This window comes from Pseudomonas lactucae, assembly GCF_036688725.1.
GTDB lineage: Bacteria > Pseudomonadota > Gammaproteobacteria > Pseudomonadales > Pseudomonadaceae > Aquipseudomonas > Aquipseudomonas lactucae.
Genome location: NZ_JAQQPT010000007.1, coordinates 1 through 26,291, shown reverse-complemented (window position 1 = coordinate 26,291; position 26,291 = coordinate 1). Strand labels below are relative to the sequence as shown.

The window sequence follows — 26,291 nt, the reverse complement described above, 5'->3', positions numbered from 1 at the left end:
CCCCAGCGCGGGGCAAGCCCGCTCACTACAAAGGGTGAGGGGTTACAGCAGCGGCGCCACCACCGGCTCACGTCGCGGCCACGCATCCAGCACCGCCTTGAACAGCGTCGCCAGGGGAATCGCAAAGAACACGCCCCAGAATCCCCACAACCCGCCAAACAACAACACCGCACAGATGATCGCCACCGGGTGCAGGTTGACCGCCTCCGAAAACAGCAACGGCACCAGCACGTTGCCGTCCAGTGTCTGGATGATGCCGTATACCGCCATCAGGTAGATGAACTGGTCGCTCCAGCCCCACTGGAACAGGGCAATCAAGGTTACCGGCACCGTCACCACCACCGCGCCGACATACGGCACCACCACCGAAATGCCGACCAGCAATGCCAGCAGCGCCGCGTAGTTCAGATCCAGGGCGATAAAGGCGATGTAGGTCACGCCACCGCAGATGATGATCTCGATGACCTTGCCCCGGATGTAATTGGCGATCTGGCGGTTCATCTCCTCAGCCACCCGAGTAATCAGCGCCCGTTCACGCGGCAGGTAGCCACTCACCCAGCGGCCGATCATCGCGCGGTCCTTGAGGAAGAAAAACACCAGGATCGGCACCAGTACCAGATAGATCATGATATTGACCAGCAACGGCAGGCTGGACAGGGAAAAGGTCAGAGCCCATTGCCCGAATTTTCCGATTTCACCGCGCGCCACTTCAATGGCCTGCAGCACCTGCTCGTCGGACACCAGATGCGGGTAGCGCTCCGGCAGCAGCAGCAACAGCGATTGCCATTTGGCGAGCATGCCCGGCAACTCGTTGAACAGTGTGATCAACTGATGCCACAGCAGCGGCAGCACCACCACGATAAACACCACCAGCAAGCCCATGAACAGGGCAAACACCAACCCCACCGCCGCCCCGCCCGGCAGGCGCAGACGCTCCAGAGTAGTGACCAGCCCCTGCATCAGGTACGCCAGCACCATCCCCGCCAATACCGGCGCGAGCATGCCACCCAAGGTGAGCACAGCCGTAAAGGCCAGAAACAGCAGGACGGCCAGCACCACGGCTTCTTCATCGGAGAAGTAGCGCTGGATCCAGTCTCGTAACACTTTGAACATCAATCAACCTCGGGCGGTAGGGGCGAACGACTCAGGCCTTGCGCAACCAGTAGCGGTACACACCGGCGACATCTTCTTCGTGCAACAGGGTATGGCCGGCCAGCTTGGCGAATGTGCGGAAGTCGCGCTGCGACCCTGCGTCCGTGGCGATCACCTTGAGCACGGCGCCACTGGCCAATCGATTGAGCTCCAGCTTGGCCTTGAGCAAGGGCAACGGGCAGTTGAGGCCGCTGGCATCGAGTTCGGCATCAAAGGCTACAGCGTCGGTCATGGTTTTACTCCGGGCAAGCGTTCGGGGGTGCTTAGAATATCTGGTCCGAAGCTCAGTGTCCGGCTACAGTAAGCTCTTTGTCGAAAGGCTCTGTGCATGACTTTTTTGCGCCCCACCCTGCTGACGCTGGCTTGCCTGCTGGCCTCCCCAGGCTTCGCTGACGACCTGCCGTCGCTTGGCGACGCCAGTTCTGCCATTGTCTCGCCGCAACAGGAATATCAACTGGGCCGTGCCTGGCTGGCCTACCTACGCGGGCAGGTTTCCCAGCTGAACGACCCGCAGCTCAAGGACTACGTCGAAACCAGCGTGTACAAACTGGTGGAGACCAGCCAGGTCAATGACCGGCGCCTGGAGTTCATCCTGATCAACAGCCCGCAACTCAACGCCTTTGCCGCGCCAGGCGGTATCGTGGGCGTGAACGGCGGCCTGTTCCTCAATGCCCAGACCGAAGGGGAATACGCCTCGGTACTGGCCCATGAATTGGCGCACTTGTCCCAACGTCACTTCGCCCGTGGCGTTGAAGCGCAACAACGCATGCAGATCCCGATGATGGCAGCCCTGCTCGGCGGCATCATTGCGGCGGCCGCAGGTGCCGGCGATGCTGGTATTGCGGCGATTGCCGGCACTCAGGCCGCCGCGATCCAGGAACAGCGCCGCTTCTCTCGGCAGAATGAACAGGAGGCGGACCGCATCGGCATCGTCAACCTGGAAAAGGCCGGCTACGACCCTCGCTCAATGCCCACCATGTTCGAGCGCCTGGGGCGTCAATACCGCTTCGACGCCAAGCCACCGGAGTTCCTGCTGACGCACCCGGTCACCGAATCGCGGATCGCCGACACCCGTAACCGCGCCGAACAGGCCAAGCCCGGCGGCAAGGAAGACAGCCTGCGCTATCAACTCATTCGCGCACGGGTGCAGTTGCAATATGAGGACACGTCAGGACTTGCCGCCAAGCGATTCCAGGCGCAACTGGACGAGAACCCGAAAAACGATGTGGCGCGCTACGGCCTGGCCATCGCCCAGATCAAAGCCTCGCAGTTCAAGCAGGCACGGGACAGCCTGCAACCGTTGCTGGCCAAGGCGCCCAACGACATCACCTACAACCTGGCGCAGATTCAGCTGGATATCGATAACAACCATCTACCCGATGCCCAGCAACGCACCGATCGGATGCTGACCCAATACCCAGGCAACTATCCGCTGAATCAGATGCGAGTAGACCTGCTGCTCAAGCAAAATCGCACCGCGGACGCGGAAAAGGCACTGGATGGCTTGCTCAAGTCCCGTCCGGACGATCCGGATGTGTGGTATCAGGTTGCCGAAACGCGCGGTTTGTCCGGCAATATCATCGGCTTGCATCAAGCCCGCGCCGAGTACTTCGCGCTGGTGGGTGATTTCCAGCAGGCTATCCAACAACTGGACTTCGCCAAACGCCGCGCCGGCAGTAACTTCCCGCTGTCGTCACGCATCGACGCACGTCAGCGCGAGCTGATCGAACAGGAACGCCTGGTCAAAGGGATGATGGGCTAAACCCATCACTCACAAAAAAGCCCCGCCCTCGTTTAACGAAGGCGGGGCTTTTTATTGGGCTGGAGGGTTACTCAGCCAGTTTGAAGGTGATGAAGCTGGCACGCCCCTCACGCAACACACGCATCGACACCGAACGGTTCTTCGGCAACGCCTTGGCGATGTCGGTGAACTGCTTGGTGGTCTCAATCGCCTGATTGTTCAGGTGGGTGATCACGTCGCCCGGCTGCAGGCCGATCAAGGCGGCAGGACCGTCCTGCACTTCCTTGATCACAACGCCGCTCTTGAGGTCGAACGTCTTCTTCTGCTCGTCGGTCAACTCGGCCACGGCGATGCCCAGGCGGTTGCTGCTGCGCTCTGCGCCCGGCTTGGTGTTACCCAAAGCGTCCAGGGTCGCGCCCTCTTCAGGAATGGCACCGACGGTGAGTTCCACATTCTGGCGCTTGCCGTCACGGATCACTTCCAGCTTGGCTTTGCTGCCCGCCTTGAGCGCACCGACCAGGTGTGGCAGGTCTGCCGACATGATGATCGGCTGGCCGTTCATGCTCAGGATCACGTCACCTACCTGCAGGCCGCCCTTGGCAGCCGGACCGCCATCCTGGATCTGCGCAACCAAGGCGCCGGCGGGCTTGTCGAGGCCGAAGGACTCAGCGAGGTCCTTGTTCACTTCCTGGATCACTACACCCAACCAGCCACGGCTGACTTTCCCACCGCTTTTGAGCTGATTGGAAACGTCCATGGCCACGTCGATCGGGATAGCGAACGACACGCCCATGAAACCGCCGGAGCGGGTGTAGATCTGCGAGTTGATACCCACCACTTCGCCCGCCAGGTTAAACAACGGACCACCGGAGTTGCCCGGGTTGATCGGCACGTCGGTCTGGATGAACGGCACATAGTTTTCATTGGGCAGGCTGCGGCCGATGGCGCTGACAATGCCCTGGGTCACGGTATGGTCAAAACCAAACGGCGAACCGATGGCGACGACCCACTGCCCGGCCTTCAGATCCTGGGACTTGCCCAGCTTCAGCACCGGCAAGTCCTTGCCTTCGATTTTCAACAACGCCACGTCGGAACGCGGGTCAGTGCCCACCAGCTTGGCTTTCAGCTCGCTGCGGTCGGCCAGGCGCACCAGGATCTCGTCGGCGTCGGCAATCACGTGATTGTTGGTGAGGATGTAGCCATCCGGTGAAATGATGAAGCCCGAGCCCAGGGACTGCGCCTCACGCTGACCGCCACCACCGCCACGAGGGGCACGCGGTTGAGGCATGCCTCGTTCGAAGAACTCGCGCAGCATCGGCGGCAGGCCTTCCAGGTCTGGCATCTGCTGGTTCGAGACTTTGCGATCCGGCAGCTTTTGCGTGGTACTGATGTTCACCACGGCAGGCGAGGCTTGCTCAACCAGTTGGGTAAAGTCAGGCAACTCGACCGCTTGCGCGGTCACAGCCTGGCCCAGCACCAGTACCGTGGCGACTATGGATAGGTAGTATTTCAAACGTGGTATCGACATACAGCTCCCGTTACGACGAGCAGGGTTGAGCGACAGGGTTCAGGAAACGCCGGAAACTGCGACCGACGTCTTTGTTCCGCGAACAAGACAAGGCCAGAGCCGACAAGCCCTGACCTATAAAAAACATGAGAGGTTTTTGCAAGTGAAAATGCTGATCCAGACATTTCATGCTCTCGGTAGCCTGGTTGGCGTAGAGCCAAGGTGAAAGAGCAGGATGAACATAGGATTAACACCTCACGGTTTGGTGGGTGCCTTTTTCTCACCACGCACCGACAGCGCGATGCGTTCGGCGGTACCGATAGGAATTTCGCCCACCACCGTCACCATCATTTCGCCATCCACCGTATTCAAACGTCGGGACACCGCCACCGTCGGGCCCAGTTGCGTGCGAGTTTCGGTCACGCTCACATCACTGATGGGCTCAAGAAACACCGAGAATCGAGCCAATCCATCTTCATACATCAGGCTGTCGACTGTCGCTTTGGTATGGATGTCTTTACGGGCACTGCTGTTGGTCAACTGAAACCCCGGCGGCAACCACTCCAGATGCCAGGTCTCGGCGGGCTCAACTGCTGGGGCCTGGCTGTCGACCACGGAAATAGGTACGCATTCCTTGCTGGGCAGCAAGTCGCGATCATCAGGCACCGTAGACGTGTTCAAACGTGTGAACTGGAAACGCTCCAGCAACTGCCCCTGATCATTGAGCAACAGGGACTTGAGCGGCAGTGCGGTATCACGATCCAGATGCAGCTCAAAACCATAACGGTATTGATCACGCGGCGTGATCGACACAATGACCGCATTACGACCGGCCACGCGGGACTTGCCGATGACGGCCAGTTCATAGAATTGATTGAGTTTCTGTGGGTCAAGCACACGTGAGGAGTCGTCACGCGAATTGCCCAAGCCGGCCACAAGGGTGCCGCTGACGCATTGGGTTCGGCCATCTACCCGCACGACTTCCTGGGCAGATCCATCAAGCTGCAAAAGCCGCTCGCGGACTCGACCATCCTGGACGCGATGCCAGATGTCATGGGTAGAAAAACTACCATTACGCTCGTAGACGAACGTACCTTGAAAGCTTTGTTGTTGCTCTGCTCGCCCAAGCCGTGTCAGCCAGTCTTGGGCCTCGTCGGCATGGGCGGGGAGTGCAAACCAGCCACTGAGCAAAAGCGTAAGGAGCGGTATGGCGCGCATAGAGCCCCTTAACGGATCAACGATTTTCCAGGCTTGCAGCACGTGCGTATGGCAGAGCGCTTTCAGTGCCTTTCAAAGCCGATTCCTGTGCATGTTGGCGCAGGTAGCCCGGAAGACGCTGGTCCTGCCACCCGGATTGCCCTTGCAACACACCGTTAGCCATAGGGCCGGTGGTATCGGAGCTTTCCTTGTAGCCGGCCAAGACCGCTGGGCCTTTGACTTGCGGACCGGCCATGACCGGTTGCTGAGTCTGCTGGGCCAGTTCGGCACCGGCGATTTCATCCTGGTTGTACAGGCGAACACCGGCCAGTACGGCAACAGTCACCGAGGCAGCGACCGCCAGACGACCCAGGCTACGCCATGGACCACGAGCAGCTTTTGCCGGAACGGCTTCATCAGCCAGTGCAGCAGAAACGGCCGCAGCAATATCCAGACGAGGGATTAGAAGATCCTTGTGCATCACCGCCCGAGCGACTTGGTAACGAGACCAGGTATCACGGGTTTCGGCATCATCAAATGCATTGAGCACTCGACGAAGTTCCAGTTCATCCGCTTCGTTATCCATCACTGCGGACAGCGATTCCTGCAGGGCATCACGACTCATGGCGGTTCCTCTCTTGGCTGTCGCCGCTGTCTCTAGTTTTCCTGCAACAACGGTTGCAAGGCTTTATCGATGGCTTCCCGGGCCCGGAAAATCCGTGACCTTACAGTCCCCACCGGACACTGCATGACGCTCGCAATGTCTTCGTAACTCAGACCATCGAATTCACGTAAAGTTAACGCCGTACGCAAATCTTCTGGCAGTTGCTGAATCGTGCGATGAACGGTGCCTTCGATCTCGTCGCGCAGCAATGCACGCTCCGGCGACTCGAGATCTTTGAGGCCGTGGTCTCCATCGTAAAATTCAGCGTCTTCTGAACTTACATCGCTATCCGGTGGGCGGCGCCCGCGTGACACCAGATAGTTCTTCGCCGTGTTGATGGCGATGCGGTACAGCCACGTGTAAAACGCACTGTCACCGCGGAAATTGCCCAGTGCACGGTACGCCTTGATAAAGGCTTCCTGTGCAACGTCCTGCGCTTCATGGGTGTCGTGCACGAACCGCACGATCAACCCGAGAATTTTGTGCTGGTATTTCAGCACTAGCAGATCAAATGCTCGCTTGTCGCCGCGTTGTACGCGCTCAACCAGCTGCTGATCCTCTTCCTGGGTTAGCATGAACACTCCTCGTTGTACTTGAAGGAGGCTTGCATAACTAAACGATCAGGCTTGCAAACATAGACTCGGACTTTTCGCAAAAGTTCTCCCCCTTCAAGCAAGTTTCCGGCATGCACTGATTTGGCACACACGAAAAACGCAGCACGGGCAACGCCGGCTGCGCGAATAATCTTGTCGCCGGTTTCTGACGCGTCCAATGCTCCCGACGGGCCAATAAACTCAACATTTCCCAGCTTTCAGGCAACCTGCTATTGAGTCGGGGCTTATGCAAAAAGTTCCCGCGTCAATCACCAGTCGATTTACCCAAGCTGCGCACCGTAATCTCACATTGCCACGAATGCACGGCTATTGTGCCGCTCCCCCCCTCTATATACTAGTGGCCCGTGTGACCCTTTGATTCGCCGATCCAGGCCTCCTGTTTGCGCCACCCCCTTCGGATCGCTTTTTGCGGAATCCTTCAAATGAGCCAACAGTTTCAACACGATGTTTTGGTGATCGGCAGCGGCGCAGCCGGCTTGAGTCTTGCGCTGACGCTGCCCGGCCACCTGCGCATTGCCGTATTGAGCAAAGGCGACCTGGCCAATGGCTCGACCTTCTGGGCCCAGGGCGGGGTCGCCGCCGTGCTGGACGACACCGACACGGTGCAATCCCACGTCGAAGACACGCTCAACGCCGGCGGTGGCCTGTGCAACGAGGACGCGGTGCGCTTTACCGTCGAGCATAGCCGCGAGGCGATCCAATGGCTGATCGACCAAGGCGTGCCATTCACCCGCGATGAACACGCCAGCGCCGACGACGGCGGTTTCGAATTCCACCTGACACGTGAGGGCGGCCACAGCCATCGCCGTATCATCCATGCCGCCGACGCCACCGGCGCGGCGATTTTCAAGACCTTGCTCGACCAGGCTCGCCAACGCCCCAACATCGAATTACTGGAGCAGCGCGTTGCAGTCGACCTGATCACCGAAAAACGCCTGGGCCTGCCGGGCGAACGCTGCCTCGGCGCCTACGTGCTCAACCGCACCAGCGGCGAAGTCGACACCTACGGCGCACGCTTCACTATTCTGGCCTCGGGTGGCGCGGCCAAGGTCTACCTCTATACCAGCAACCCCGACGGCGCCTGCGGCGATGGCATCGCCATGGCCTGGCGCTCGGGCTGCCGGGTGGCCAACCTGGAGTTCAACCAGTTCCACCCCACCTGCCTGTATCACCCGCAGGCCAAGAGTTTCCTGATCACTGAAGCGCTGCGCGGCGAAGGTGCGCACCTGAAACTGCCGAATGGCGAACGCTTCATGCAGCGCTTCGACCCGCGCGCCGAACTGGCTCCGCGCGATATCGTCGCCCGCGCCATCGACCATGAAATGAAGCGCCTGGGTATCGACTGCGTGTACCTGGACATCAGCCACAAACCCGAAGCCTTCATCAAGACCCACTTCCCCACCGTTTACGAGCGCTGCCTGACCTTCAACATCGATATCACCAAAGGTCCGATCCCCGTGGTCCCGGCCGCGCACTACACCTGCGGCGGCGTGGTGGTCGACCAGCACGGCCGCACCGATGTGCCGGGCCTGTACGCAATTGGCGAAACCAGCTTCACCGGTCTGCACGGTGCCAATCGCATGGCCAGCAACTCGCTGCTTGAATGTTTCGTCTACGCCCGCTCGGCCGCGTCGGATATTCTCGAACAACTGCCGCACATCCCGGTGCCGGCCGCCCTGCCCCGCTGGGACGCCAGCCAAGTGACCGACTCGGACGAAGACGTGATCATCGCCCACAACTGGGATGAGCTGCGACGCTTCATGTGGGACTACGTCGGGATCGTGCGTACCAACAAGCGCCTGCAGCGCGCCCAGCACCGGGTACGCTTGCTGCTGGATGAAATCGACGAGTTCTACAGCAACTACAAAGTCAGCCGCGACCTGATCGAGCTGCGCAACCTGGCCCAGGTGGCCGAGCTGATGATCCGTTCGGCCATGGAACGCAAGGAAAGCCGGGGTCTGCATTACACCCTCGACTACCCGCAGATGCTGCCCGAAGCACGCGACACTATTCTGGTGCCAACCACCTACGCCGGCTGAACTTCAGGCGTATCCGCAGGCGCCGGTGCAGATCGGCGACCTGTGCGTCGCAAGGTACGCAGATCGAGCGCACGCGCCATTCACCCGGCACTCGATAGCGCAGCACCACCATCAGCGGCAACGCCAGGCTGTCAGGGCGCAACTGCACGCCGTGCCAGCCGCGCTCAGCGCTGAACAGTTGCCAGCCCGCCTCATCACGGCGCAGGCCTCGAATCGATGAACGATGCGTCAGCAGGACATGCCGTGGCAACACCCAAGCGGCATGCGCCAGGCACACCAGCACACCCAGGCTTGAGAACGGCACATCGATAAACAACCACGCACCCAGCGCGAACAACTGGGCAAGCAGATACGCCACCAGCAGCAGCCGCGAGGCCTGCCAGCGGCATTCAAAATGATTACTTGGGCTGGACACGATCCAGGATCATCCGAACCATGCGCTGCAGCTCCGGGTCTTCAGACTCGGCACGCTCCATGAACCAGCCGAACATGTCCTGGTCTTCACATTCCAGCAGCCGAACATAAAGGTCGCGATCCACCTCATTGAGCGTCGCGTACACCTCTTTGGTGAAAGGCACCAACAACACGTCCAGCTCCAGCATGCCACGACGGCTGTGCCAGTAGAGGCGATTGATTTCTACTTCTTCGACCATGGAACGCTCCTCAAATAGCGCGCCAGTATACAGGCCCGACTGCGAGGGAACACTCGGCTTTGGTCGCCCCATCTGGAAACTATCCATTTGCCGGGCGCCCCTCTATGATGCACCCATGACTTTTTGACCTGCGATGACCCATGGCCGACTCTGCTTTCTTCTGTCCCCTGTCCCACGAAGGCGTTCTCGCCGTCCGCGGCGCCGACGCTGCCAAGTTCCTGCAGGGCCAACTGACCTGCAACCTCAATTACCTGAGCGATACCCAGGCCAGCCTCGGTGCGCGCTGCACGCAAAAAGGTCGCATGCAGTCGAGCTTTCGCATCGTATTGCAAGGTGATGGTGTGTTGCTGGCCATGGCCAGCGAGCTGCTGGAACCCCAACTGGCTGACCTGAAAAAGTATGCCGTGTTCTCCAAATCCAAACTCACCGACGAAAGCGCCGCCTGGGTGCGTTTCGGTGTAGCCAACGGCGATCACCTGCTCACCGGGCTTGGCCTTGGGCTACCCGCCGAGACCGACAGCGTCGCCCGCGCCGAACACCTGATCGCCATTCGTGTTTCCCCCGACCGCGCCGAACTCTGGGTGCCTGCCGAAAGCGCCGACACCGTGCGCAGCCAGTTGGCCGCACACTTGGACGAAGCCCCTCTGAATGACTGGCTGCTGGGCCAGATCCGCGCCGGCATCGGCCAGGTCATGCCGCAGACCCGCGAACTGTTCATCCCGCAGATGCTCAACCTGCAAGCCGTGGGCGGCGTCAGCTTCAAGAAGGGCTGCTACACAGGCCAGGAAATCGTCGCGCGCATGCAGTACCTGGGCAAACTCAAGCGCCGCCTGTATCGCTTGAAACTCGATGCAGCCCAGATGCCCGAGCCAGGTACACCGTTGTTTTCCCCCAGCCATAACAGTGCAATCGGCGAAGTGGTGATTGCCGCAAAAGCTGACCTGTCGATTGAACTTCTGGCAGTCTTGCAGGCCGAAGCAGCCGATAGTGGCGATGTGCACCTAGGCACACTCGAAGGTCCCGGCCTGCATCTGCTCGAACTGCCTTACACACTCGACCGCGATCGAGAGATCCAGCGTTAATCGCCGTACCTTTTTTGCAACACCCTAGAGAACATGAATGAACAAGCTGGAGGAAAGAGTCCAACAGGCTTTGATCAAGGCCATCGACAACGATGACCTGGTTCTGCCGACATTGCCGGAAGTGGCCCTGAACATCCGTCAGGCCGCCGAAGACCCGGAAATCAGCATCAACCATTTGAGCAAAGTGATCGGTCGCGACACCGCGCTGTCGGCGCGCCTGATCAAAGTGGTCAACAGCCCACTGCTGCGTGCGACCCAGGAAGTCACCGACCTGCACACCGCGATCACGCGGCTGGGCACCAACTACAGCAGCAACCTGGCCATCGGCCTGGTGATGGAACAGATCTTCCACGCCCGCTCCGAAACCGTTGAACAAAAGATGCGCGATGTGTGGCGCCGCAGCCTGGAGGTGGCGGGCGTCAGTTACGCCCTGTGCCGCAGCCACAGCCAGCTCAAGCCGGACCAGGCAGCGTTGGGCGGCCTGGTGCACCAGATCGGCGTGCTGCCGATCCTCACCTACGCCGAAGACCATTACGAACTGCTTTCAGACCCGGTCAGCCTCAACCATGTGATCGACAGCATCCACCCGGTGCTGGGTGACAAACTGCTCAGTGGCTGGGACTTTCCGGAAATGCTGGCCAAACTGCCGGGCCAGTACCTGAACCTGGAGCGCGACTCCGCCAGCCTCGACTATATCGACCTGGTACAGATCGCCATGCTGTATTGCCATCGCGGTACAGAGCACCCGCTGGCAAGAGTGGATGTCTCAAGCGTGCCGGCGATGAAGAAACTGAAAATTGATCCCTACAGCGAGAAGCTGCGCATCGAGCTGGATGAAGCACGCTCGATGTTTTATTGATCAACCGGCGATAAAACTCACCCGCACCTTCAACCCCGCCCGCTCGCCATCGTGCAGGCTGATCTGCGCCAGGTGCGCCCGACAGATTTCACCGACAATCGCCAGCCCCAGGCCAGTACCCATGCCTTGCTGGCTGCGCCGATAGAAGCGCTCGAACACCCGGTCGCGTTCGTCCGCCGGAATCCCCGGCCCGTCATCCTCCACTTCCAGCACCGCCGGCGCCGTTACTCGCAGAATCACGTTGCCGCCGGGCGGCGTGTGCGCCAGAGCGTTGTCCACCAGGTTACTCAGCAACTCGTTAAGCAGCGTCGGCTCGCCGCGCAGCCACACCGGCTCGTCAGCCTCCAGCGCCAACGCCACACCGCGCGCATGCGCCAGGGGCGCCATGGCCATGCCCAGCTCGCGGGCCAATTGACTCAAATCCAGCAACTGCGCGCCACCCTCGGCAATGGCCCGGGCGCCGTTTTCGATGCGGGCCAGGGACAGCAATTGGTTGGCCAGGTGGGTCAGCCGATCAGTGCCTTGGGCGGCAGTTTCCAGAGTGCTGCGCCACGTGACGGGGTCTTCAGCGCGCAAGCCCAGCTCCAGCCGAGCCTTGAGCGCGGCCAATGGCGTGCGCAGCTCATGGGCGGCATCGGCAATAAACTGCGCCTGGCGTTCGAACTGGCCGCGCAGGCGTTCGGTGAAGTGATTGAGGGAGCGCACCAACGGCCCGAATTCATGCTGCACCTCCACCAGCGGCAACGGCCGCAGGTCGTCGGGCTGACGCTCTTCCACCGCCGTGCGCAGGCGCTCCAGCGGGCGCAGCGCAGCACTCACGGCAAACCACACCAGCAGCAACGCGCCGATGGCGAGCATGCCCAGGCGCAGCAAGGTGTCAGCCATCAGGCTGCGGGCCATGCTCACCCGCGCTTCATCGGTTTCGGCCACGCGGATTTCCGCCATGCCGTTCATGTTCGGTTCGGAAACGGCCTTCAGCAAGCTTACTACCCGCACTTGCTGACCCTGATACTTGGCGTTGTAAAACCGCGCCAGCGCCGGATAGTCATCGGTTCGCGGCGTGCCGGGCGGCGGCCCAGGCAGGTTCTCGTAGCCAGAGATCAGCTTCTGGTGGATGTCATTGACCTGGTAATAGATGCGCCCGGCACTGTCGTAGGCGAAGGTGTCCAGGGCCACATAGGGCACGTTGGCGCTGAGGGTACCGTCCACCTGGGTCAGGCCCGCGGCGATGGTCCGCGCCGAGGCCAGCAAGGTGCGGTCATAGGCGGTGTCGGCGGCTTCGCGCCCGTTCCAATAGGCACTCATGCCGCTGGCCAGCATCAACAACACCAGCAGCAGCGCCAGGTTCCACAGCAGGCGCCAGCGCAGGCTGCTGGGCTTATGCATCGCGGGCTTCCAGCAGGTAGCCGAGGCCGCGGAAGGTCACGATGGCGATGGGCTGGCCGTCGAGTTTCTTACGCAGGCGGTGCACGTAGATTTCGATGGCGTCCGCGCTGGCCTCTTCGTCCAGGCCGAACACCTGAGAGGCGAGCTGCTCCTTGCTCATCACCCGGCCTGGGCGGGCAATCAAGGCTTCCAGCACGGCTTGCTCGCGGGAGGTCAGCGTCATCAACTCGCCGCCCACGGTGAACCGTCGCGTGTCGAGGTCGTATACCAGCACACCGCAGGTCTGTTGGCGCTCGCCGCCCAGTACGCTGCGGCGCAGCAGCGCCTTGACCCGCGCCTCCAGTTCCGTCAACTCGAACGGCTTGGCCAGGTAGTCATCGGCGCCCAGGTTCAGGCCATGCACGCGGTCTTTCACGTCACTGCGCGCGGTCAGCATCAACACCGGCAGATTTTTCCCACGCGCCCGTAAGCGCGCCAGCACCTCGAAACCATCCATGCGCGGCAGGCCCACGTCGAGGATGGCGACCGCGTAATCCTCACTGCTCAAGGCCAGGTCCGCGGCCACGCCATCGTGCAGCACGTCAACGGTCAAACCCGTGCTCTTGAGCGCCTGGGCGACACTTTCGGCGAGCTGCAGGTGGTCTTCAACCAAGAGGACACGCATGGATTTCTACCTCGTTCAGGGGTGGTCGGCGCCACGCTTTGCCGGGCAGTTTACAGGCGCCGCCTGGCCTGTGAAGCCCGAAAACATTGAAAGGCGATTGAAAGGTTAGTGAAAGCTTCGCCCTTTAGCATCCAGACACGGTAGGCCCTGCCTGCCCAGCTACCTCAACCGTAGCGCCCGAAAAACGCCTCGATGCGTTTTCGTCAAAATAAGAACAATAACGGAGTGCACCACGATGCTGTCGACACAGCCCCAGGCTTGTCCGCCTGTTCGTTTTTCCCGCCTGACCCAGACCGCCTTCGCCAGTGCCGCTGCCCTTGCCGGCTTTTCGCCGCTTAGCCAGGCTGCCTTCTTCGAAGACAGTAGCGCGACCCTGGAAACCCGCAACATGTACTTCAACCGCGACTTTCGCGATGGCACCAGTGCCCAGCAATCCAAGCGCGACGAATGGGCTCAGGGCTTCATGCTCAACCTGCAATCGGGCTACACCGACGGCACCGTCGGTTTTGGCGTGGATGCGCTGGGCATGCTCGGCGTCAAGCTCGACTCCAGCCCCGACCGCACCGGCACCGGCCTGCTGCCCACCCACGACGATGGCCGCGCCGCCGACGAGTATTCCAAGCTGGGGTTGACCGGCAAAGTGAAAATTTCCGCCACCGAGCTGAAAATCGGCTCGCTGATGCCTGAACTGCCGATTCTCAAGCCCAACGACGGGCGCATTCTGCCGCAGACGTTCAATGGTGGCCTGCTGACCTCCAAGGAGTTCAAGAACCTGACGTTCACCGGCGGCCGCCTGGACAAGGCCAAGGACCGCGACGACAGCAATTACGAAGACATCGCGCTCAATAACAAGAACAGCCGGTTTCTCAGCGGTGCCACTGGCAAACACTTCAACTTCGGTGGCGTGGACTACAAGTTCGCCGACAAGATTACCGGCAGCTACCACTTCGCCCAGCTCGACGACGTGTACCGCCAGCACTTCCTCGGCCTGGTCGCCGCGCGCCCGATGGGCCCCGGCACCTTCGCCGCCGACCTGCGCCTGGCCATCAGCGATGACACCGGCGCGGCCCGTGGCGGCAAGATCGACAACACCTCCCTCAACGGCCTGTTCAGTTATGCCCTCAATGGCCACAAGCTCAGCGCCGGCTACCAGCACATGTCCGGCGACAGCGCCTTCCCGTATGTGGATGGCAGCGACCCGTACCTGGTCAACTTCGTGCAGATCAACGACTTTGCCGGCGCCGAGGAGCGTTCCTGGCAGGCGCGCTACGACTACGACTTCGCCAAGCTGGGCATTCCAGGCCTGAGCTTCATGAGCCGTTACCTGTCGGGTGACAACATCAAGCTCAAGAACGGCGACACCGGCAAAGAGTGGGAGCGCAACACCGAGATCAAGTACGTGGTGCAAACCGGTACGTTCAAGGACGTGGCCGTGCGCCTGCGCAATGCCACGTACCGCTCCAACTATTCGGCCCGTGACGCGGACGAAATGCGTGTGCTGGTCAGCTACAGCGTCGCCCTCTGGTAAGTAGAACCCCATAACAACAACGATGGAGATCACCATGACCCCTTCACTGCGTAAATTGGCCCTCGCCGCCGGCTGCGTGCTGTTCGCTGGCCAACTGCTGGCCGCCGATGAGCCCAAGCGTCCGGAATGCATCGCCCCGGCCTCCCCCGGCGGTGGTTTTGACCTGACCTGCAAACTGGCGCAAAGCGCGCTGGTCAACGAGAAGTTGCTGAGCAAACCGATGCGCGTGACCTACATGCCCGGCGGCGTGGGTGCGGTGGCCTACAACGCGGTGGTCGCGCAGCGCCCTGCGGATGGCGGCACCCTGGTGGCGTGGTCCAGCGGTTCGCTGTTGAACCTGGCCCAGGGCAAATTCGGACGTTTCGACGAAAGCGCCGTGCGCTGGTTGGCGGCGGTCGGCACCAGCTACGGCGCCATCGCGGTGAAAAGCGATTCGCCCTACAAGACCCTCGACGATCTCGTAAAAGCCTTGAAGAAAGATCCAGGCAGCGTGGTGATTGGTTCCGGCGGCACTGTCGGCAGCCAGGACTGGATGCAAACCGCGCTGATCGCCAAGGCCGCCGGGATCAACCCGCGCGAGTTGCGTTACGTGGCCCTTGAAGGCGGCGGCGAAATCGCCACGGCCCTGCTCGGTGGTCACATCCAGGTCGGCAGTACCGACATCTCCGACTCCATGCCGCACATTCTCAGCGGTGACATGCGCCTGCTGGCAGTGTTCTCCGAGAAGCGCCTGGACGAGCCGGAAATGAAGGACATCCCGACCGCCAAAGAGCAAGGCTACGACATCGTATGGCCGGTGGTGCGCGGTTTCTACCTGGGGCCAAAAGTCAGCGATGCCGACTACGCCTGGTGGAAGGACACCTTCGACAAACTGCTGGCCTCCGACGAGTTCGCCAAGCTGCGTGACCAGCGCGAGCTGTTCCCGTTCGCCATGACCGGCCCGGAACTGGACACCTACGTGAAGAAACAGGTGGCTGACTACAAAGTGCTGGCCAAAGAGTTCGGCCTGATCCAGTAAACGCCCCTCCTTTCTTGCGCGGCCACGTCCTCTTCCACAAGAGGCGTGGCCCAGGATTTCGACATGCTCTTACAACGCATTTTTGCCGCTGTGCTGTTGCTGGCCTGTGCCGGCCTGGCACTGATGGCCTGGCCGTATCAGGCGGCGTTTTCCTACGAGCCGGTAGGGCCTCGTGCCTACCCGCTGTTGATGCTCGGGCTGATGAGCCTGGCGTTGATCTACATGCTGATTCGCCCGCAACCGACCAGGCACACCGAAGAGGAACCGGCGCTGGACCGCGACACCCTGGTCAAGATCGGCATCTGCGTTGGCCTGCTGATCGTGTTTGCCGCCTGCTTCGAACCGCTCGGTTTCATCCTCAGCAGCATGTTGATCGGTATTCCCATGGCGCGCCTGTATGGCGGTCGCTGGGTGCCCAGCGTAGTGATCATCAGCCTGATGGCCATCGGTCTTTATCTGCTGTTCGATAAGGTCATGGATGTTCCGCTGCCCCTCGGCCTGCTAGACGTTCTGGAGAACTGATATGGATACTTTCGGCTATTTGGGCCAGGGCTTCGGCGTTGCGCTGTCCCCTTACAACCTGATCACCGCGTTGTGCGGCACCCTGATCGGCACCGTGGTCGGCCTGTTGCCGGGGCTGGGCCCGATCAACGGCGTGGCGCTGTTGATCCCCATCGCGTTCGCCCTGGGCCTGCCGCCGGAGTCGGCGCTGATTCTGTTGGCGGCCGTGTACCTGGGCTGTGAATACGGCGGTCGTATCAGCTCGATCCTGCTGAACATCCCAGGCGAAGCGTCCACCGTGATGACCACCCTCGACGGTTACCCGATGGCCCGTAAAGGCCTGGCCGGCGTGGCGTTGTCGTTATCGGCGTGGAGTTCGTTCATCGGCGCGTTTATCGCCACCTGCGGCATGGTGCTGTTTGCCCCGTTGCTGGCCAAATGGGCGATTGCCTTTGGTCCGGCGGAATATTTCGTACTCATGGTGTTCGCGATTGTCTGCCTCGGTGGCATGGCCGGTGACAAGCCGCTGAAGACCTTCGTAGCAGCGCTGATCGGCCTGTTCCTCTCGGCGGTCGGCATCGACGCCAACAGCGGTGTGTACCGTTTTACCGGCGACAACATCCACCTCACCGACGGTATCCAGTTTGTCGTGCTGGTATTGGGCCTGTTCTCCATCAGCGAGATTCTGTTGCTGTTGGAAAAAACCCACCGTGGCCAGGAAGCGGTAAAAGCCACCGGACGCATGATGTTCAACCTGAAGGAAGCTTCTTCGGTATTCGTGGTTAACATCCGTTGCGGCGTGTTGGGCTTCATCATGGGCGTACTGCCGGGTGCCGGCGCGACGCTGGCTTCAGCCGTTGCCTATATGACCGAGAAACGCCTGGCCGGTGCCAGCGGCAAATTCGGCCAGGGCGATATGCGTGGCCTGGCGGCACCGGAAACCGCCATCGGTGCTTCGGCCTGTGGCGCCCTGGTGCCGATGCTGACCCTGGGTGTTCCAGGTTCGGGTACCACGGCGGTGATGATCGGCGCGCTGTCGCTGTACAACATCACCCCCGGCCCGCTGCTGTTCCAACAGCAACCGGACATCGTCTGGGGCCTGATCGCGTCGTTGTTTATCGCCAACATCATGCTGGTGATCCTCAACATTCCGATGATCCGCATCTTCACACGCATCCTCGCCGTACCAAACTGGGCGCTGGTGCCGGTGATCGCCATCATCACCGCGATCGGTGTGTACGCAGTGCACGCCACCACCTTCGACCTGTTCCTGATGGTCGGCATCGGTATCTTCGGCTACATCCTGCGCAAGCTGGACTTCCCACTGTCGCCGGTCCTGCTGGGCTTTATCCTCGGCGGCCTGATGGAACAGAACCTGCGCCGGGCGCTGTCGATTTCCAACGGGGCACTGGAAATTCTGTGGTCGAGCCCGATCACCTTTGGCGTCTGGGTGCTGACCGCGATCATGCTGCTTGTACCGCTGCTGCGTATCTGGCGTAAACGTGCGCTCCAGCGTCGTGCCTTGGCCGATGTCTGAGGTCACCTTTAAACATTGGTGGGCAACACCGCTGGTCGGCTTGGCCGGCGGTTACCTGGCCAGCCTCGTCGGCTGGCCGTTGCCGTATATGGTCGGCTCGCTGCTGGCGATCATCCTGGTGCGTTGCCTCACGCCGTGGCAGTTGGCCGAGATCCCCGGCGGGCGCAAATGCGGCCAATGGGTAGTGGGCATCGGCATCGGCCTGCATTTCACGCCGTTGGTGATCGAGCAGGTGATGAGCCACTTCGGCCTGATCTTCTTCGGCGCGCTGGTCACCAGCCTGTCGAGCGTGGTCGGCGTGTGGCTGATGCGCCGCAGCGGTGAAGACCGCGCCACCGCGTTTTTCTCCAGCATGCCGGGCGGCTCCGGCGAGATGGTCAACCTCGGCGCCCGCAATGGCGCGGTGCTCAGCCGTGTCGCGGCGGGCCAGAGTTTGCGGGTGCTGGTGGTGGTGCTGTGTGTGCCGGCGATCTTCAAGTATTTGCTGGGGGGCGGTGCGCCGCAGTTTCATCCCGCGCCGGTGAGCTGGGCGTGGCTGGCCTTGCTGTTTCCCGTCGGCGCGCTGGTGGCGTGGGGCTGGCAGCGTTTGCGTCAGCCAAACCCGTGGTTGTTCGGACCGTTGTTGGTCAGCGCCACCGCCAGTGTCGTGTGGGACCTGCACATCGGCCTGCCCGACGGCGGCAGCCAGATCGGCCAATGGCTGATCGGCAGCGGCCTGGGTTGCCACTTCAATCGTCAGTTCTTTCGCAGTGCGCCGTCGTTTCTGGGGCGTACCTTGATCGGCACGGCCTTGACCATGGCGCTGGCGACGCTGGCGGCGGTGGGCTTGAGCGCCCTCACCCACCTGGACCTGCGCTCGTTGACCTTGGGCATGATGCCCGGCGGCATTGCCGAGATGAGCCTTACGGCCGAGACCCTGCAACTGTCGGTGCCATTGGTGACGGCGATGCAGGTGATGAGGTTGTTGTTTGTGTTGTTTCTGGCGGAGCCGTTGTTCAGGCATTGGAACCGTCAGCCGGAAAAAATCTAAACCTTCAAGGCAGTTCAAATGTGGGAGGGCTTGCCCCCGATGGCCATAGGTATCTACACAACTTTAATAGAATGATGCGTAGCAGGGGGCGCTCAAGTTCTGTAGATACCAATGGCTATCGCAGCATGAGCATCTACACCATTTTTAAAAGCTGAAAATCCGCCCGCTCACCACAACAGCCCATTCACCGTAGATTTTTCGCTCACCGGGAGTTGTGTAGATGCCTGCGCCCCGATAGCAGTGGCTCAGTTAAAGCATCCGTGCCTGATTCATCGCTATCGGGGGCAAGCCGCCCTTCCCACATTTGAATGTGCTTGGCCTAGAGCGGCGGCAACCGCCACTCAATCGGCGTCTCGCCATTCTGCTCAAGAAACTTGTTGGTGCGGCTGAAATGCCCGCAGCCCAAAAACCCGCGATACGCCGACAATGGCGACGGGTGCACCGACGTCAGTACCAGGTGCTTGGTGGCATCGATCAGCTTCTGCTTGCTCTGCGCATGGGCACCCCAGAGCAGGAACACCAGGTGCGGCTGATGCGCGCTGACCACTTCGATAATCCGATCGGTAAAGAACTGCCAGCCCTTGCCCGCATGGGCATTGGCGTTGGCGCGTTCCACGGTCATGGTGGTGTTGAGCATCAACACGCCCTGGTCGGCCCAGCTTTGCAGGTAGCCGTGGTTGGGAATGTCGATATTCAGGTCGCGCTTGAGTTCTTTATAGATATTGACCAGCGACGGCGGCGCCGGCACACCCGGTTGTACCGAGAAACACAGGCCATGGGCCTGGCCGGGACCGTGGTAAGGGTCCTGGCCGAGGATCACCACCTTGACCTTGTCCAGCGGGGTGGAATTGAGCGCGTTGAAGATCAGCGGGCCCGGCGGATAGATCTCTTTGCCGGCGGCATGTTCCTGGCGCAGGAATTCGCGCAGCTCACTCATGTAGGGCTTGTCGAACTCATCGCGCAGGGCGTGTTTCCAGCTGGGTTCGAGTTTGATACGGTCGCCTTCGGTCATGATCGAGTTGTCTTGTAAAAAATAATGAGGCGAACCCTAGGAAAGCCGGCCCCGGTTGTCAATTGATCTGACACACCACCGGCACTTTCCTGCCGAGCGATCATACTCATCCTTCACCTTCCCGATTGAGGTCACGATGAACCTGCACTTCGAAGAGCTGACCGGCAGCGACGGTGCCCGCATCGGCATCGCCAGCCTCGACGCTGAAAAGTCCCTCAATGCCCTGTCCCTGCCGATGATCCTGGCGCTGGGCGACCGTCTGGATGCCTGGGCCAAAGACCCGAACATCGTCTGCGTGCTATTGCGCGGCAACGGCCCCAAGGCCTTTTGCGCTGGTGGCGAAGTGCGCAGCCTGGCCCTGGCCTGCCGCGAACAACCCGGCGAGGTGCCCGCCCTGGCCGCGCAGTTCTTCGCGGCGGAATACCGTCTCGATTATCGCCTGCATACCTTCCCCAAACCGCTGATCTGCTGGGGCCACGGTTACGTATTGGGCGGCGGCATGGGCCTGCTGCAAAGCGCAGCGGTGCGGATCGTCACGCCGAGCAGCCGCTTGGCCATGCCCGAGATCAGCATCGGCCTCTACCCGGACGTGGGTGCCAGTTGGTTCCTCTCACGCCTGCCGGGCAAACTCGGCTTGTTCCTGGGCCTCACCGGAGCCCATGTCAACGGCCGTGACGCCCTGGACCTGGGCCTGGCCGACCGCTTCCTGCGCGACGACCAACAAGACGAACTGATCGAAGGCTTGCTGCAATTGAACTGGCAGGAACAGACCGCGATGCAGCTCAACAGCCTGTTCAAGGCCCTGGCCCAGGAAGCTGTCGATCAACTACCCGAGGCCCAATGGCTGCCGCGCCGGGCACAGATCGACGAGTGGCTGGACGTGGGTGACGTGCGCTCCGCCTGGCGCGCCTTGAGCCAATTGCGCGATCACGCCGACCCGCTGTTCAGCCGCGCCGGCAAGACACTCAGCGAAGGCTGCCCGCTGACCGCGCACCTGGTGTGGGAACAGATCCAGCGCGCCCGTCATTTGTCGCTGGCCCAGGTATTCCAGATGGAATACACCCTGAGCCTCAATTGCTGCCGTCACCCGGAGTTCAGCGAAGGGGTGCGTGCGCGGTTGATCGACAAGGACCAGACGCCCCGTTGGCATTGGCCGGATGTGCATACGCTCCCGGATGCGGTGGTGCAGGCGCACTTCAACAAAGCCTGGGAGGGCCGGCACCCGCTGGCGGATCTGTCCGACTACTGAAACCTTGGCGCATAAAAAAGCGGCGCTTCATGCGCCGCTTTGCATTCAAGACCTGTCAACGATGGCCGCCCCGGCCATGTCCATGATCACCGCGATCCCCGCGATCCCCGCCGCGTCCATGCCCGCCGTTGCCCCAGCGATCCCCCCAGCCCTGGTTCGGATAAGGCCGATAACCGGCTCTGGGTCCCGACGGATAGTAGCGTGGTGCCGGCTGGTAATAACGCGGCGCCGAATAGTAACGTGGCGCGGGTGCGTAATAGCGCGGCGACGGGTAATAGTCCCGGCGGTATTGATACGCTGAGCCACCGCCGTAGTAATAGGCCGGTGCCGGCGACGTGTAGACCTCGGAACGGTAGTAACTGCGACCTCCATCGTAATAGGGCACACAGGCCGAAAGGGTTAGACCGAGTAAAGCGCTGAGCAGCAGTCGTCGATACATGGCGGCCTCCTGGACCGCGGAAGAGCACCTCCAGCGACGCGGGAGGGCGGCATTCAGCTTTCACTGAATGACGAAATATCTGACATCAAAAAGCGAATCTGGTGCGTTCTGGTAACAACTTGATACATCAATGCAGAACGTTGATGTCCCCGCATGAAGCGTACGCAGCATATAGCGCCCAACTGACCTGCTGCTTTAACGATTAAGTAAATTTTTCTGGCTCGAAACTATTCGGATTGAGATGATGTCACTATGACACTACGCAAGATCAGGGAGGCTCTAGCGTAAGCCCTTCGCTAACCTCGCCGGATTCGATTCATGAAAATCTCAACCAAACTGCTGCTTTCATTTCTGCTGTGCGCCCTGGTTACCCTCGGGGTCGGTCTTTTGGGTATCAAGGGCGTCGTGCGCCTCGCCAACGCCCTGGAAAAGACGTTTTCGAACAATTTACTGTCGGTCAGCAATACCGCCGCGACCCTCAACGGCCTGGTCGCCCATAACCGTGGTTTGTACCGATTGATGGATGCCAGCAAGGGCGATGTGCCCCAGCAGGACCGCGACCGCGTACGCCAGGACATCGCCAACGAACTCAAACGCAGCCAGGCGGCCTTTGCCACCTATCGCGCCACCCCACTGGAAGCTGACGAACGGGCAGCGGGCGACACGCTCGACCAGATCTGGCCGGCCTACATCAGCAGCTCGGATCGCATCATGTCAATGCTGGAAAGCGGTCAGCTCGAACAGGCACGCACACAGCTCAATACCACCAACAATGAACTGTTCCGCCAGGCGCGCGAGCTGATCCGCGTGATGATCGAGTCCAACAACCGGCAGATCAAGGAAGGGGCCATCGCCGCCGATGAACTGCGCAACAGCGCATTGACCTGGATGATCAGCGGTATCGTGCTGGCGTTCATTATCGCGATCATCATTGGTGTGCTGATTACGCGGCTGATCACCCGCCCTATCGCTCAGGCGGTGCAGAGCGCACAGCGCATTGCCAAGGGCGATCTCACCCAAGCGATCATCACCGAGCGCACCGACGAAGCCGGGCAACTGCTGATGGCGCTGTCCGACATGCAGAGCGGATTGAAAAGCACCCTGATGGAAATCGCCAATGCCTCCGACCAGTTGGCATCGGCCGCCGAAGAACTCAGCGCGGTCACCGACGAGAGCAGCCGTGGCCTGACCCGCCAGAATGATGAAATTCAGCAAGCAGCGACCGCGGTGAACCAGATGACTGCGGCGGTCGACGAAGTGGCGAGCAACGCGGTGTCTACTTCCGAAGCCTCGCGTCAGGCCACCACCGAAGCCGAGGACGGCCGCGAGCAAGTGGCACAGGCCGTGTCCGGCATGCGTTCGATGGTGGTGGAGATCAATGAATCGACGCAATCGGTCGAGAGCCTCGCCAACCAGGTACGCGAGATCGGCAACGTCATCGATGTGATCCGCGCCATCGCCGACCAGACCAACCTGCTGGCGCTCAACGCGGCGATTGAAGCGGCCCGCGCCGGTGAGCAAGGTCGCGGTTTTGCGGTGGTCGCCGACGAAGTGCGGGCATTGGCCCATCGCACCCAGGTGTCTACGGTCGACATCGAGAAAATGATCGGTGCCGTCCAGGTCGGTGCAGATGGCGCCGTGGCGGCGATGAACAAAAGCCTGAGCTGGGCCAACAATACCCAGAGCCTGGCGCAAAATGCCGGCGAGGCGTTGCAGCGCATCACCGCCAGCGTGGCGAAGATCAACGAGCGTAACCTGGTGATCGCGTCCGCCTCCGAGGAACAGGCCCAGGTCGCCCGTGAAGTGGACCGTAACCTACTGAACATTCAGGACCTGTCCACCCAGACTGCCGCCGGCGCCCACCAGACCAACGCCTCCAGCCAGGACCTGTCGCGCCTGGCCACCTCGTTCAACGTGCTGGTCAGCAAGTTCCAGCTGTAAGTAGCCTGTCGTGGGTTGGCGCTGTATCGTGCAGGTCCGAGTGAACCTTGCCCGATGCCGCCCGCCCCATGACCACGCCAAGCCTTTGCCCCGCCTGCGGTGCCCGCAACGACTGCACCCTGGCCGACCCGCGCACCGCCGACCAGGCCTGCTGGTGCTACAGCGTCACTATCGACCCGGCGGTGCTCCAGGCGCTGCCCGATGAGTTGCGCAACAGCGCCTGCCTGTGCCCGCGCTGCGCCCAGGTGGACGAACAGCTGCGTGGCCGCAATGCGGATTGATCGCTTCCTGAGCAACTTGCCCCGGCTCAATCGTCGGCAAGTGCGCCTCCTGTTGGTTGAACGGCGGGTGAGCGTCGATGGCGTGGCGGTCAGCGACCCGCACCATGACGTTCGTGATTTCAGTTGTGTGTGCGTGGACGATGAGGTCATTCAGGCGGGCAAACCGGCGCGTTACTTCATGCTGCATAAGCCGCAGGGTTGCGTGAGTGCGACGTCGGATCCGCAGCACCCGACCGTGTTGGACTTGCTGGATGAGCCGGATAAAGACGAGCTGCATATCGCCGGCCGTCTGGACTTCAACACCACCGGCCTGATGCTGATCACCAACGACGGCCAGTGGTCGCGGCGCCTCACGCAACCGACGACGAAACTGCCCAAGGTTTACCGGGTGCACACTGAGGACACTATCGGCCCCGAATACGCGCCGACGTTTGCCGCCGGCCTGTACTTTGCGTTTGAAGACCTCACCACCCAACCCGCCGAACTGGCATTGCTGGGGCCGACGACCGCGCGCTTGAGCATCATCGAAGGTCGCTATCACCAGGTAAAGCGCATGTTCGGACACTTCAACAACAAAGTGATCGGCCTGCATCGCGAGCGCATGGGGCCGCTTGAGTTGGACAGTGCGCTTGCGCCGGGTGAATATCGAGCGTTGAGCCTTGAGGAAATCCGACGGATCTGACGACCGTTCGGCCGCCGATGGCAAAAAAACCATTTGTGCGACTTGCGACATCCCGAGCCTGTGCTTGACTCCCAATCAGCCGCCATGACATGACTGGCGAGTCACCTATAACCTCCAAGAAACACCTTGCCCTCGCCCGCGCTTGATCCACGGGCCTTCCAGGCAAACAGCCCGCCATAACAACACCCGTCGGCCAGCCCTCATCGGACCGACATGGGCCCTCATCTTCCAGGCGTATGCCTACCTGTCACAAAGCTCGTGCAGAGTGTTCTGCGCGCCCTACCCGCTTGCCAGGAGTCTTACGACATGAGGCCAGAAATCGCTGTGTTGGATATACAGGGTCAGTATCGGGTTTACACGGAGTTCTATCGCGCGGACGCAGCGGCCAAGACCATCATCCTGGTCAACGGCTCGATGGCCACCACGGCCTCCTTCGCCCAAACCGTGAAAAGCCTGCACCCGCAGTTCAATGTGGTTTTGTATGACCAGCCCTACGCCGGTCGCTCCAAAATCCACAACCGTCACGAGCACATGCTGACGAAAGAAGTCGAAGGCCAGGTCCTCCTGGAGCTGATCGACCACTTCGCCGCCGAACACGTGCTGTCGTTCTCCTGGGGCGGCGCCGCCACCCTGATCGCACTCGCCCAGCGCCCGCGACGTGTAGAGAAGGCCGTGATCAGCTCGTTCTCGCCAGTGATCAATGCGCCCATGCGCGACTACTTGGAGCGGGGCGTCGATTACCTCGGCAACCTCGACCGCGACCGCGTCGGCCACTTGGTCAACAGCACCATCGGCAAGCACCTGCCTTCGCTGTTCAAGCGCTTCAATTACAAGCATGTGAGCAGCCTGGCCGAGCACGAATACGGGCAGATGCACTTCCATATCAGCCAAGTGCTCAACAGCGATCGGCTGTGCTATCTGAAGGCGGCCAAGGCCATCGACATTCCGGTGCTGTTCCTTAACGGCGAATGGGACGAATACACCAGCGCTCAGGACGCCAAGTTGTTTGGCCAGCATGTGGCCAACAGCAGCTTCAGCACCATAGCGGCGACGGGGCATTTTCTGGATATGGAGCACAAGGCGGCGTGTCGGGACAGTCGGGACGCGGTGGTGGGCTTCTTGAAGTCAGAGCGGCAGGTCAGCCGATTGCGCTACAGCCAAGGCCAGACGCAGCATGCGTTTGCGATGTGAAAGGGGATGTGGCGAGGGAGCAACGGCGCGAGCGCCTTCGCCGCAACCTGCACATTTTCAAAGAAAAACTTCAAATCCTGGCGAACATCTGGTACAAAGTCAGCCGCTCTGAGCGGGTATAGTTTAGTGGCAAAACGAAAGCTTCCCAAGCTTTAGTTGAGGGTTCGATTCCCTCTACCCGCTCCACTCCATTTCGCTTTCGCGTCTTGATTTTCTTGACGGGGATGCACAAAAAAACCGACCTGATCAGGCTGTGTGAAAACACACTGATGGTGGTTCCAGCAAACGCCCCGACTTGTTCGGGGCGTTTGCGTTTGTGCTCAC

26 protein-coding genes and 1 tRNA gene are annotated in these 26,291 nt (G+C 61.0%); 15 read left to right on the top strand and 12 right to left on the bottom strand.

The window, feature by feature from the left end; all coding sequences use genetic code 11:
- Nucleotides 1-42 precede the first annotated feature (42 nt).
- Nucleotides 43-1,113 carry an AI-2E family transporter gene (locus tag V6M90_RS09445; protein ID WP_003172484.1) on the bottom strand — a complete coding sequence of 357 codons (1,071 nt, stop codon included), beginning with the start codon at nt 1,111-1,113 and terminating at the stop codon, nt 43-45.
- Nucleotides 1,114-1,144: 31 nt separating this feature from the next.
- The gene (locus V6M90_RS09440; protein ID WP_003172483.1) at nt 1,145-1,384 is read right to left on the bottom strand and encodes a sulfurtransferase TusA family protein; all 240 of its coding nucleotides are present in this window, start codon (nt 1,382-1,384) and stop codon (nt 1,145-1,147) included.
- Nucleotides 1,385-1,480: 96 nt separating this feature from the next.
- On the opposite strand from V6M90_RS09440, the gene V6M90_RS09435 reads away from it, so the two are divergent.
- Complete coding sequence (locus V6M90_RS09435) at nt 1,481-2,914, top strand: M48 family metalloprotease (RefSeq protein ID WP_003172482.1); 1,434 nt, start codon at nt 1,481-1,483, stop codon at nt 2,912-2,914.
- A 67-nt stretch (nt 2,915-2,981) separates the two neighbouring features.
- On the opposite strand, the gene V6M90_RS09430 is transcribed toward V6M90_RS09435, so the two are convergent.
- From V6M90_RS09430 to rpoE, 4 genes are all read right to left on the bottom strand, one after another.
- Complete coding sequence (locus V6M90_RS09430) at nt 2,982-4,421, bottom strand: DegQ family serine endoprotease (protein WP_003172481.1); 1,440 nt, start codon at nt 4,419-4,421, stop codon at nt 2,982-2,984.
- Between the two features lie 234 nt (nt 4,422-4,655).
- Complete coding sequence (locus V6M90_RS09425; protein ID WP_003172480.1) at nt 4,656-5,618, bottom strand: MucB/RseB C-terminal domain-containing protein; 963 nt, start codon at nt 5,616-5,618, stop codon at nt 4,656-4,658.
- Nucleotides 5,619-5,634: 16 nt separating this feature from the next.
- Complete coding sequence (locus V6M90_RS09420; RefSeq protein WP_003172479.1) at nt 5,635-6,222, bottom strand: sigma-E factor negative regulatory protein; 588 nt, start codon at nt 6,220-6,222, stop codon at nt 5,635-5,637.
- A gap of 32 nt (nt 6,223-6,254) precedes the next feature.
- Nucleotides 6,255-6,836 carry an RNA polymerase sigma factor RpoE gene (rpoE, locus tag V6M90_RS09415; protein WP_003172477.1) on the bottom strand — a complete coding sequence of 194 codons (582 nt, stop codon included), beginning with the start codon at nt 6,834-6,836 and terminating at the stop codon, nt 6,255-6,257.
- A 461-nt stretch (nt 6,837-7,297) separates the two neighbouring features.
- Between rpoE and nadB the strand changes: the two genes are divergently transcribed.
- Entirely contained in the window at nt 7,298-8,914 is a 1,617-nt protein-coding gene (gene nadB, locus V6M90_RS09410; protein WP_003172474.1) for an L-aspartate oxidase, read from the top strand.
- Here the strand turns inward: nadB and V6M90_RS09405 are convergent.
- Together V6M90_RS09405 and V6M90_RS09400 are read right to left on the bottom strand one after the other, a co-directional pair.
- Nucleotides 8,883-9,329: a hypothetical protein gene (locus V6M90_RS09405; protein ID WP_042944327.1), complete on the bottom strand. Its 447-nt coding sequence runs from the start codon at nt 9,327-9,329 to the stop codon at nt 8,883-8,885. The genes nadB and V6M90_RS09405 overlap by 32 nt on opposite strands.
- Nucleotides 9,313-9,567 (bottom strand): FAD assembly factor SdhE, encoded by a 255-nt coding sequence (locus V6M90_RS09400; protein ID WP_003172473.1) that lies wholly within the window; start codon nt 9,565-9,567, stop codon nt 9,313-9,315. Before V6M90_RS09400 ends, V6M90_RS09405 begins: the two co-directional genes overlap by 17 nt.
- A gap of 140 nt (nt 9,568-9,707) precedes the next feature.
- Here V6M90_RS09400 and ygfZ point away from each other — a divergent pair, with 140 nt between their 5' ends.
- Both ygfZ and V6M90_RS09390 read left to right on the top strand, forming a co-directional pair.
- Complete coding sequence (ygfZ, locus tag V6M90_RS09395) at nt 9,708-10,649, top strand: CAF17-like 4Fe-4S cluster assembly/insertion protein YgfZ (RefSeq protein WP_332846355.1); 942 nt, start codon at nt 9,708-9,710, stop codon at nt 10,647-10,649.
- Nucleotides 10,650-10,686: 37 nt separating this feature from the next.
- Complete coding sequence (locus V6M90_RS09390; RefSeq protein ID WP_332846354.1) at nt 10,687-11,508, top strand: HDOD domain-containing protein; 822 nt, start codon at nt 10,687-10,689, stop codon at nt 11,506-11,508.
- Here the strand turns inward: V6M90_RS09390 and V6M90_RS09385 are convergent, their stop codons facing one another.
- Together V6M90_RS09385 and V6M90_RS09380 are read right to left on the bottom strand one after the other, a co-directional pair.
- Complete coding sequence (locus tag V6M90_RS09385; RefSeq protein ID WP_003172470.1) at nt 11,509-12,894, bottom strand: sensor histidine kinase; 1,386 nt, start codon at nt 12,892-12,894, stop codon at nt 11,509-11,511. It lies immediately after the preceding gene.
- A complete protein-coding gene (locus tag V6M90_RS09380) occupies nt 12,887-13,558 on the bottom strand; it encodes a response regulator (RefSeq protein WP_332846353.1) in 672 nt (223 codons plus the stop codon). Before V6M90_RS09380 ends, V6M90_RS09385 begins: the two co-directional genes overlap by 8 nt.
- A 235-nt stretch (nt 13,559-13,793) precedes the next feature.
- Here V6M90_RS09380 and V6M90_RS09375 point away from each other — a divergent pair, with 235 nt between their 5' ends.
- The 5 genes from V6M90_RS09375 to V6M90_RS09355 all read left to right on the top strand — a co-directional run bounded on the left by V6M90_RS09375 (nt 13,794) and on the right by V6M90_RS09355 (nt 19,172).
- Entirely contained in the window at nt 13,794-15,086 is a 1,293-nt protein-coding gene (locus V6M90_RS09375) for an OprD family porin (RefSeq protein ID WP_003172467.1), read from the top strand.
- 34 nt (nt 15,087-15,120) lie between these two features.
- Nucleotides 15,121-16,104, top strand: a complete 984-nt coding sequence (locus V6M90_RS09370; RefSeq protein WP_408637291.1) for a Bug family tripartite tricarboxylate transporter substrate binding protein — start codon at nt 15,121-15,123, stop codon at nt 16,102-16,104.
- 63 nt (nt 16,105-16,167) lie between these two features.
- Complete coding sequence (locus tag V6M90_RS09365) at nt 16,168-16,626, top strand: tripartite tricarboxylate transporter TctB family protein (RefSeq protein WP_003172465.1); 459 nt, start codon at nt 16,168-16,170, stop codon at nt 16,624-16,626.
- Between the two features lies 1 nt (nt 16,627).
- Nucleotides 16,628-18,142 carry a tripartite tricarboxylate transporter permease gene (locus V6M90_RS09360; protein ID WP_003172464.1) on the top strand — a complete coding sequence of 505 codons (1,515 nt, stop codon included), beginning with the start codon at nt 16,628-16,630 and terminating at the stop codon, nt 18,140-18,142.
- Nucleotides 18,135-19,172 (top strand): AbrB family transcriptional regulator, encoded by a 1,038-nt coding sequence (locus V6M90_RS09355; protein ID WP_003172463.1) that lies wholly within the window; start codon nt 18,135-18,137, stop codon nt 19,170-19,172. Before V6M90_RS09360 ends, V6M90_RS09355 begins: the two co-directional genes overlap by 8 nt.
- A 319-nt stretch (nt 19,173-19,491) precedes the next feature.
- Here V6M90_RS09355 and ung read toward each other — a convergent pair whose 3' ends face one another.
- Nucleotides 19,492-20,184, bottom strand: a complete 693-nt coding sequence (gene ung / locus V6M90_RS09350; RefSeq protein ID WP_141065057.1) for a uracil-DNA glycosylase — start codon at nt 20,182-20,184, stop codon at nt 19,492-19,494.
- Between the two features lie 136 nt (nt 20,185-20,320).
- Between ung and V6M90_RS09345 the strand changes: the two genes are divergently transcribed.
- Nucleotides 20,321-21,433: an enoyl-CoA hydratase/isomerase family protein gene (locus V6M90_RS09345; RefSeq protein WP_003172461.1), complete on the top strand. Its 1,113-nt coding sequence runs from the start codon at nt 20,321-20,323 to the stop codon at nt 21,431-21,433.
- A gap of 55 nt (nt 21,434-21,488) precedes the next feature.
- Here the strand turns inward: V6M90_RS09345 and V6M90_RS09340 are convergent, their stop codons facing one another.
- On the bottom strand, nt 21,489-21,872 hold the full coding sequence (locus V6M90_RS09340) for a hypothetical protein (protein WP_080547072.1): 384 nt from the start codon (nt 21,870-21,872) through the stop codon (nt 21,489-21,491).
- Nucleotides 21,873-22,190: 318 nt separating this feature from the next.
- Between V6M90_RS09340 and V6M90_RS09335 the strand changes: the two genes are divergently transcribed.
- The 5 genes from V6M90_RS09335 (at nt 22,191) to V6M90_RS09315 (ending at nt 26,153) form a co-directional block, all read left to right on the top strand.
- Entirely contained in the window at nt 22,191-23,813 is a 1,623-nt protein-coding gene (locus tag V6M90_RS09335; RefSeq protein ID WP_003172460.1) for a methyl-accepting chemotaxis protein, read from the top strand.
- A gap of 68 nt (nt 23,814-23,881) precedes the next feature.
- Entirely contained in the window at nt 23,882-24,094 is a 213-nt protein-coding gene (locus V6M90_RS09330) for a cysteine-rich CWC family protein (RefSeq protein ID WP_042944323.1), read from the top strand.
- Nucleotides 24,084-24,776 (top strand): pseudouridine synthase, encoded by a 693-nt coding sequence (locus V6M90_RS09325; protein WP_003172458.1) that lies wholly within the window; start codon nt 24,084-24,086, stop codon nt 24,774-24,776. The genes V6M90_RS09330 and V6M90_RS09325 overlap by 11 nt, the downstream gene beginning before the upstream one ends.
- A gap of 306 nt (nt 24,777-25,082) precedes the next feature.
- A complete protein-coding gene (locus V6M90_RS09320) occupies nt 25,083-25,967 on the top strand; it encodes an alpha/beta fold hydrolase (RefSeq protein ID WP_078823598.1) in 885 nt (294 codons plus the stop codon).
- A gap of 112 nt (nt 25,968-26,079) precedes the next feature.
- Nucleotides 26,080-26,153: transfer RNA gene (locus V6M90_RS09315), tRNA-Gly, on the top strand.
- Nucleotides 26,154-26,291: the final 138 nt, after the last annotated feature.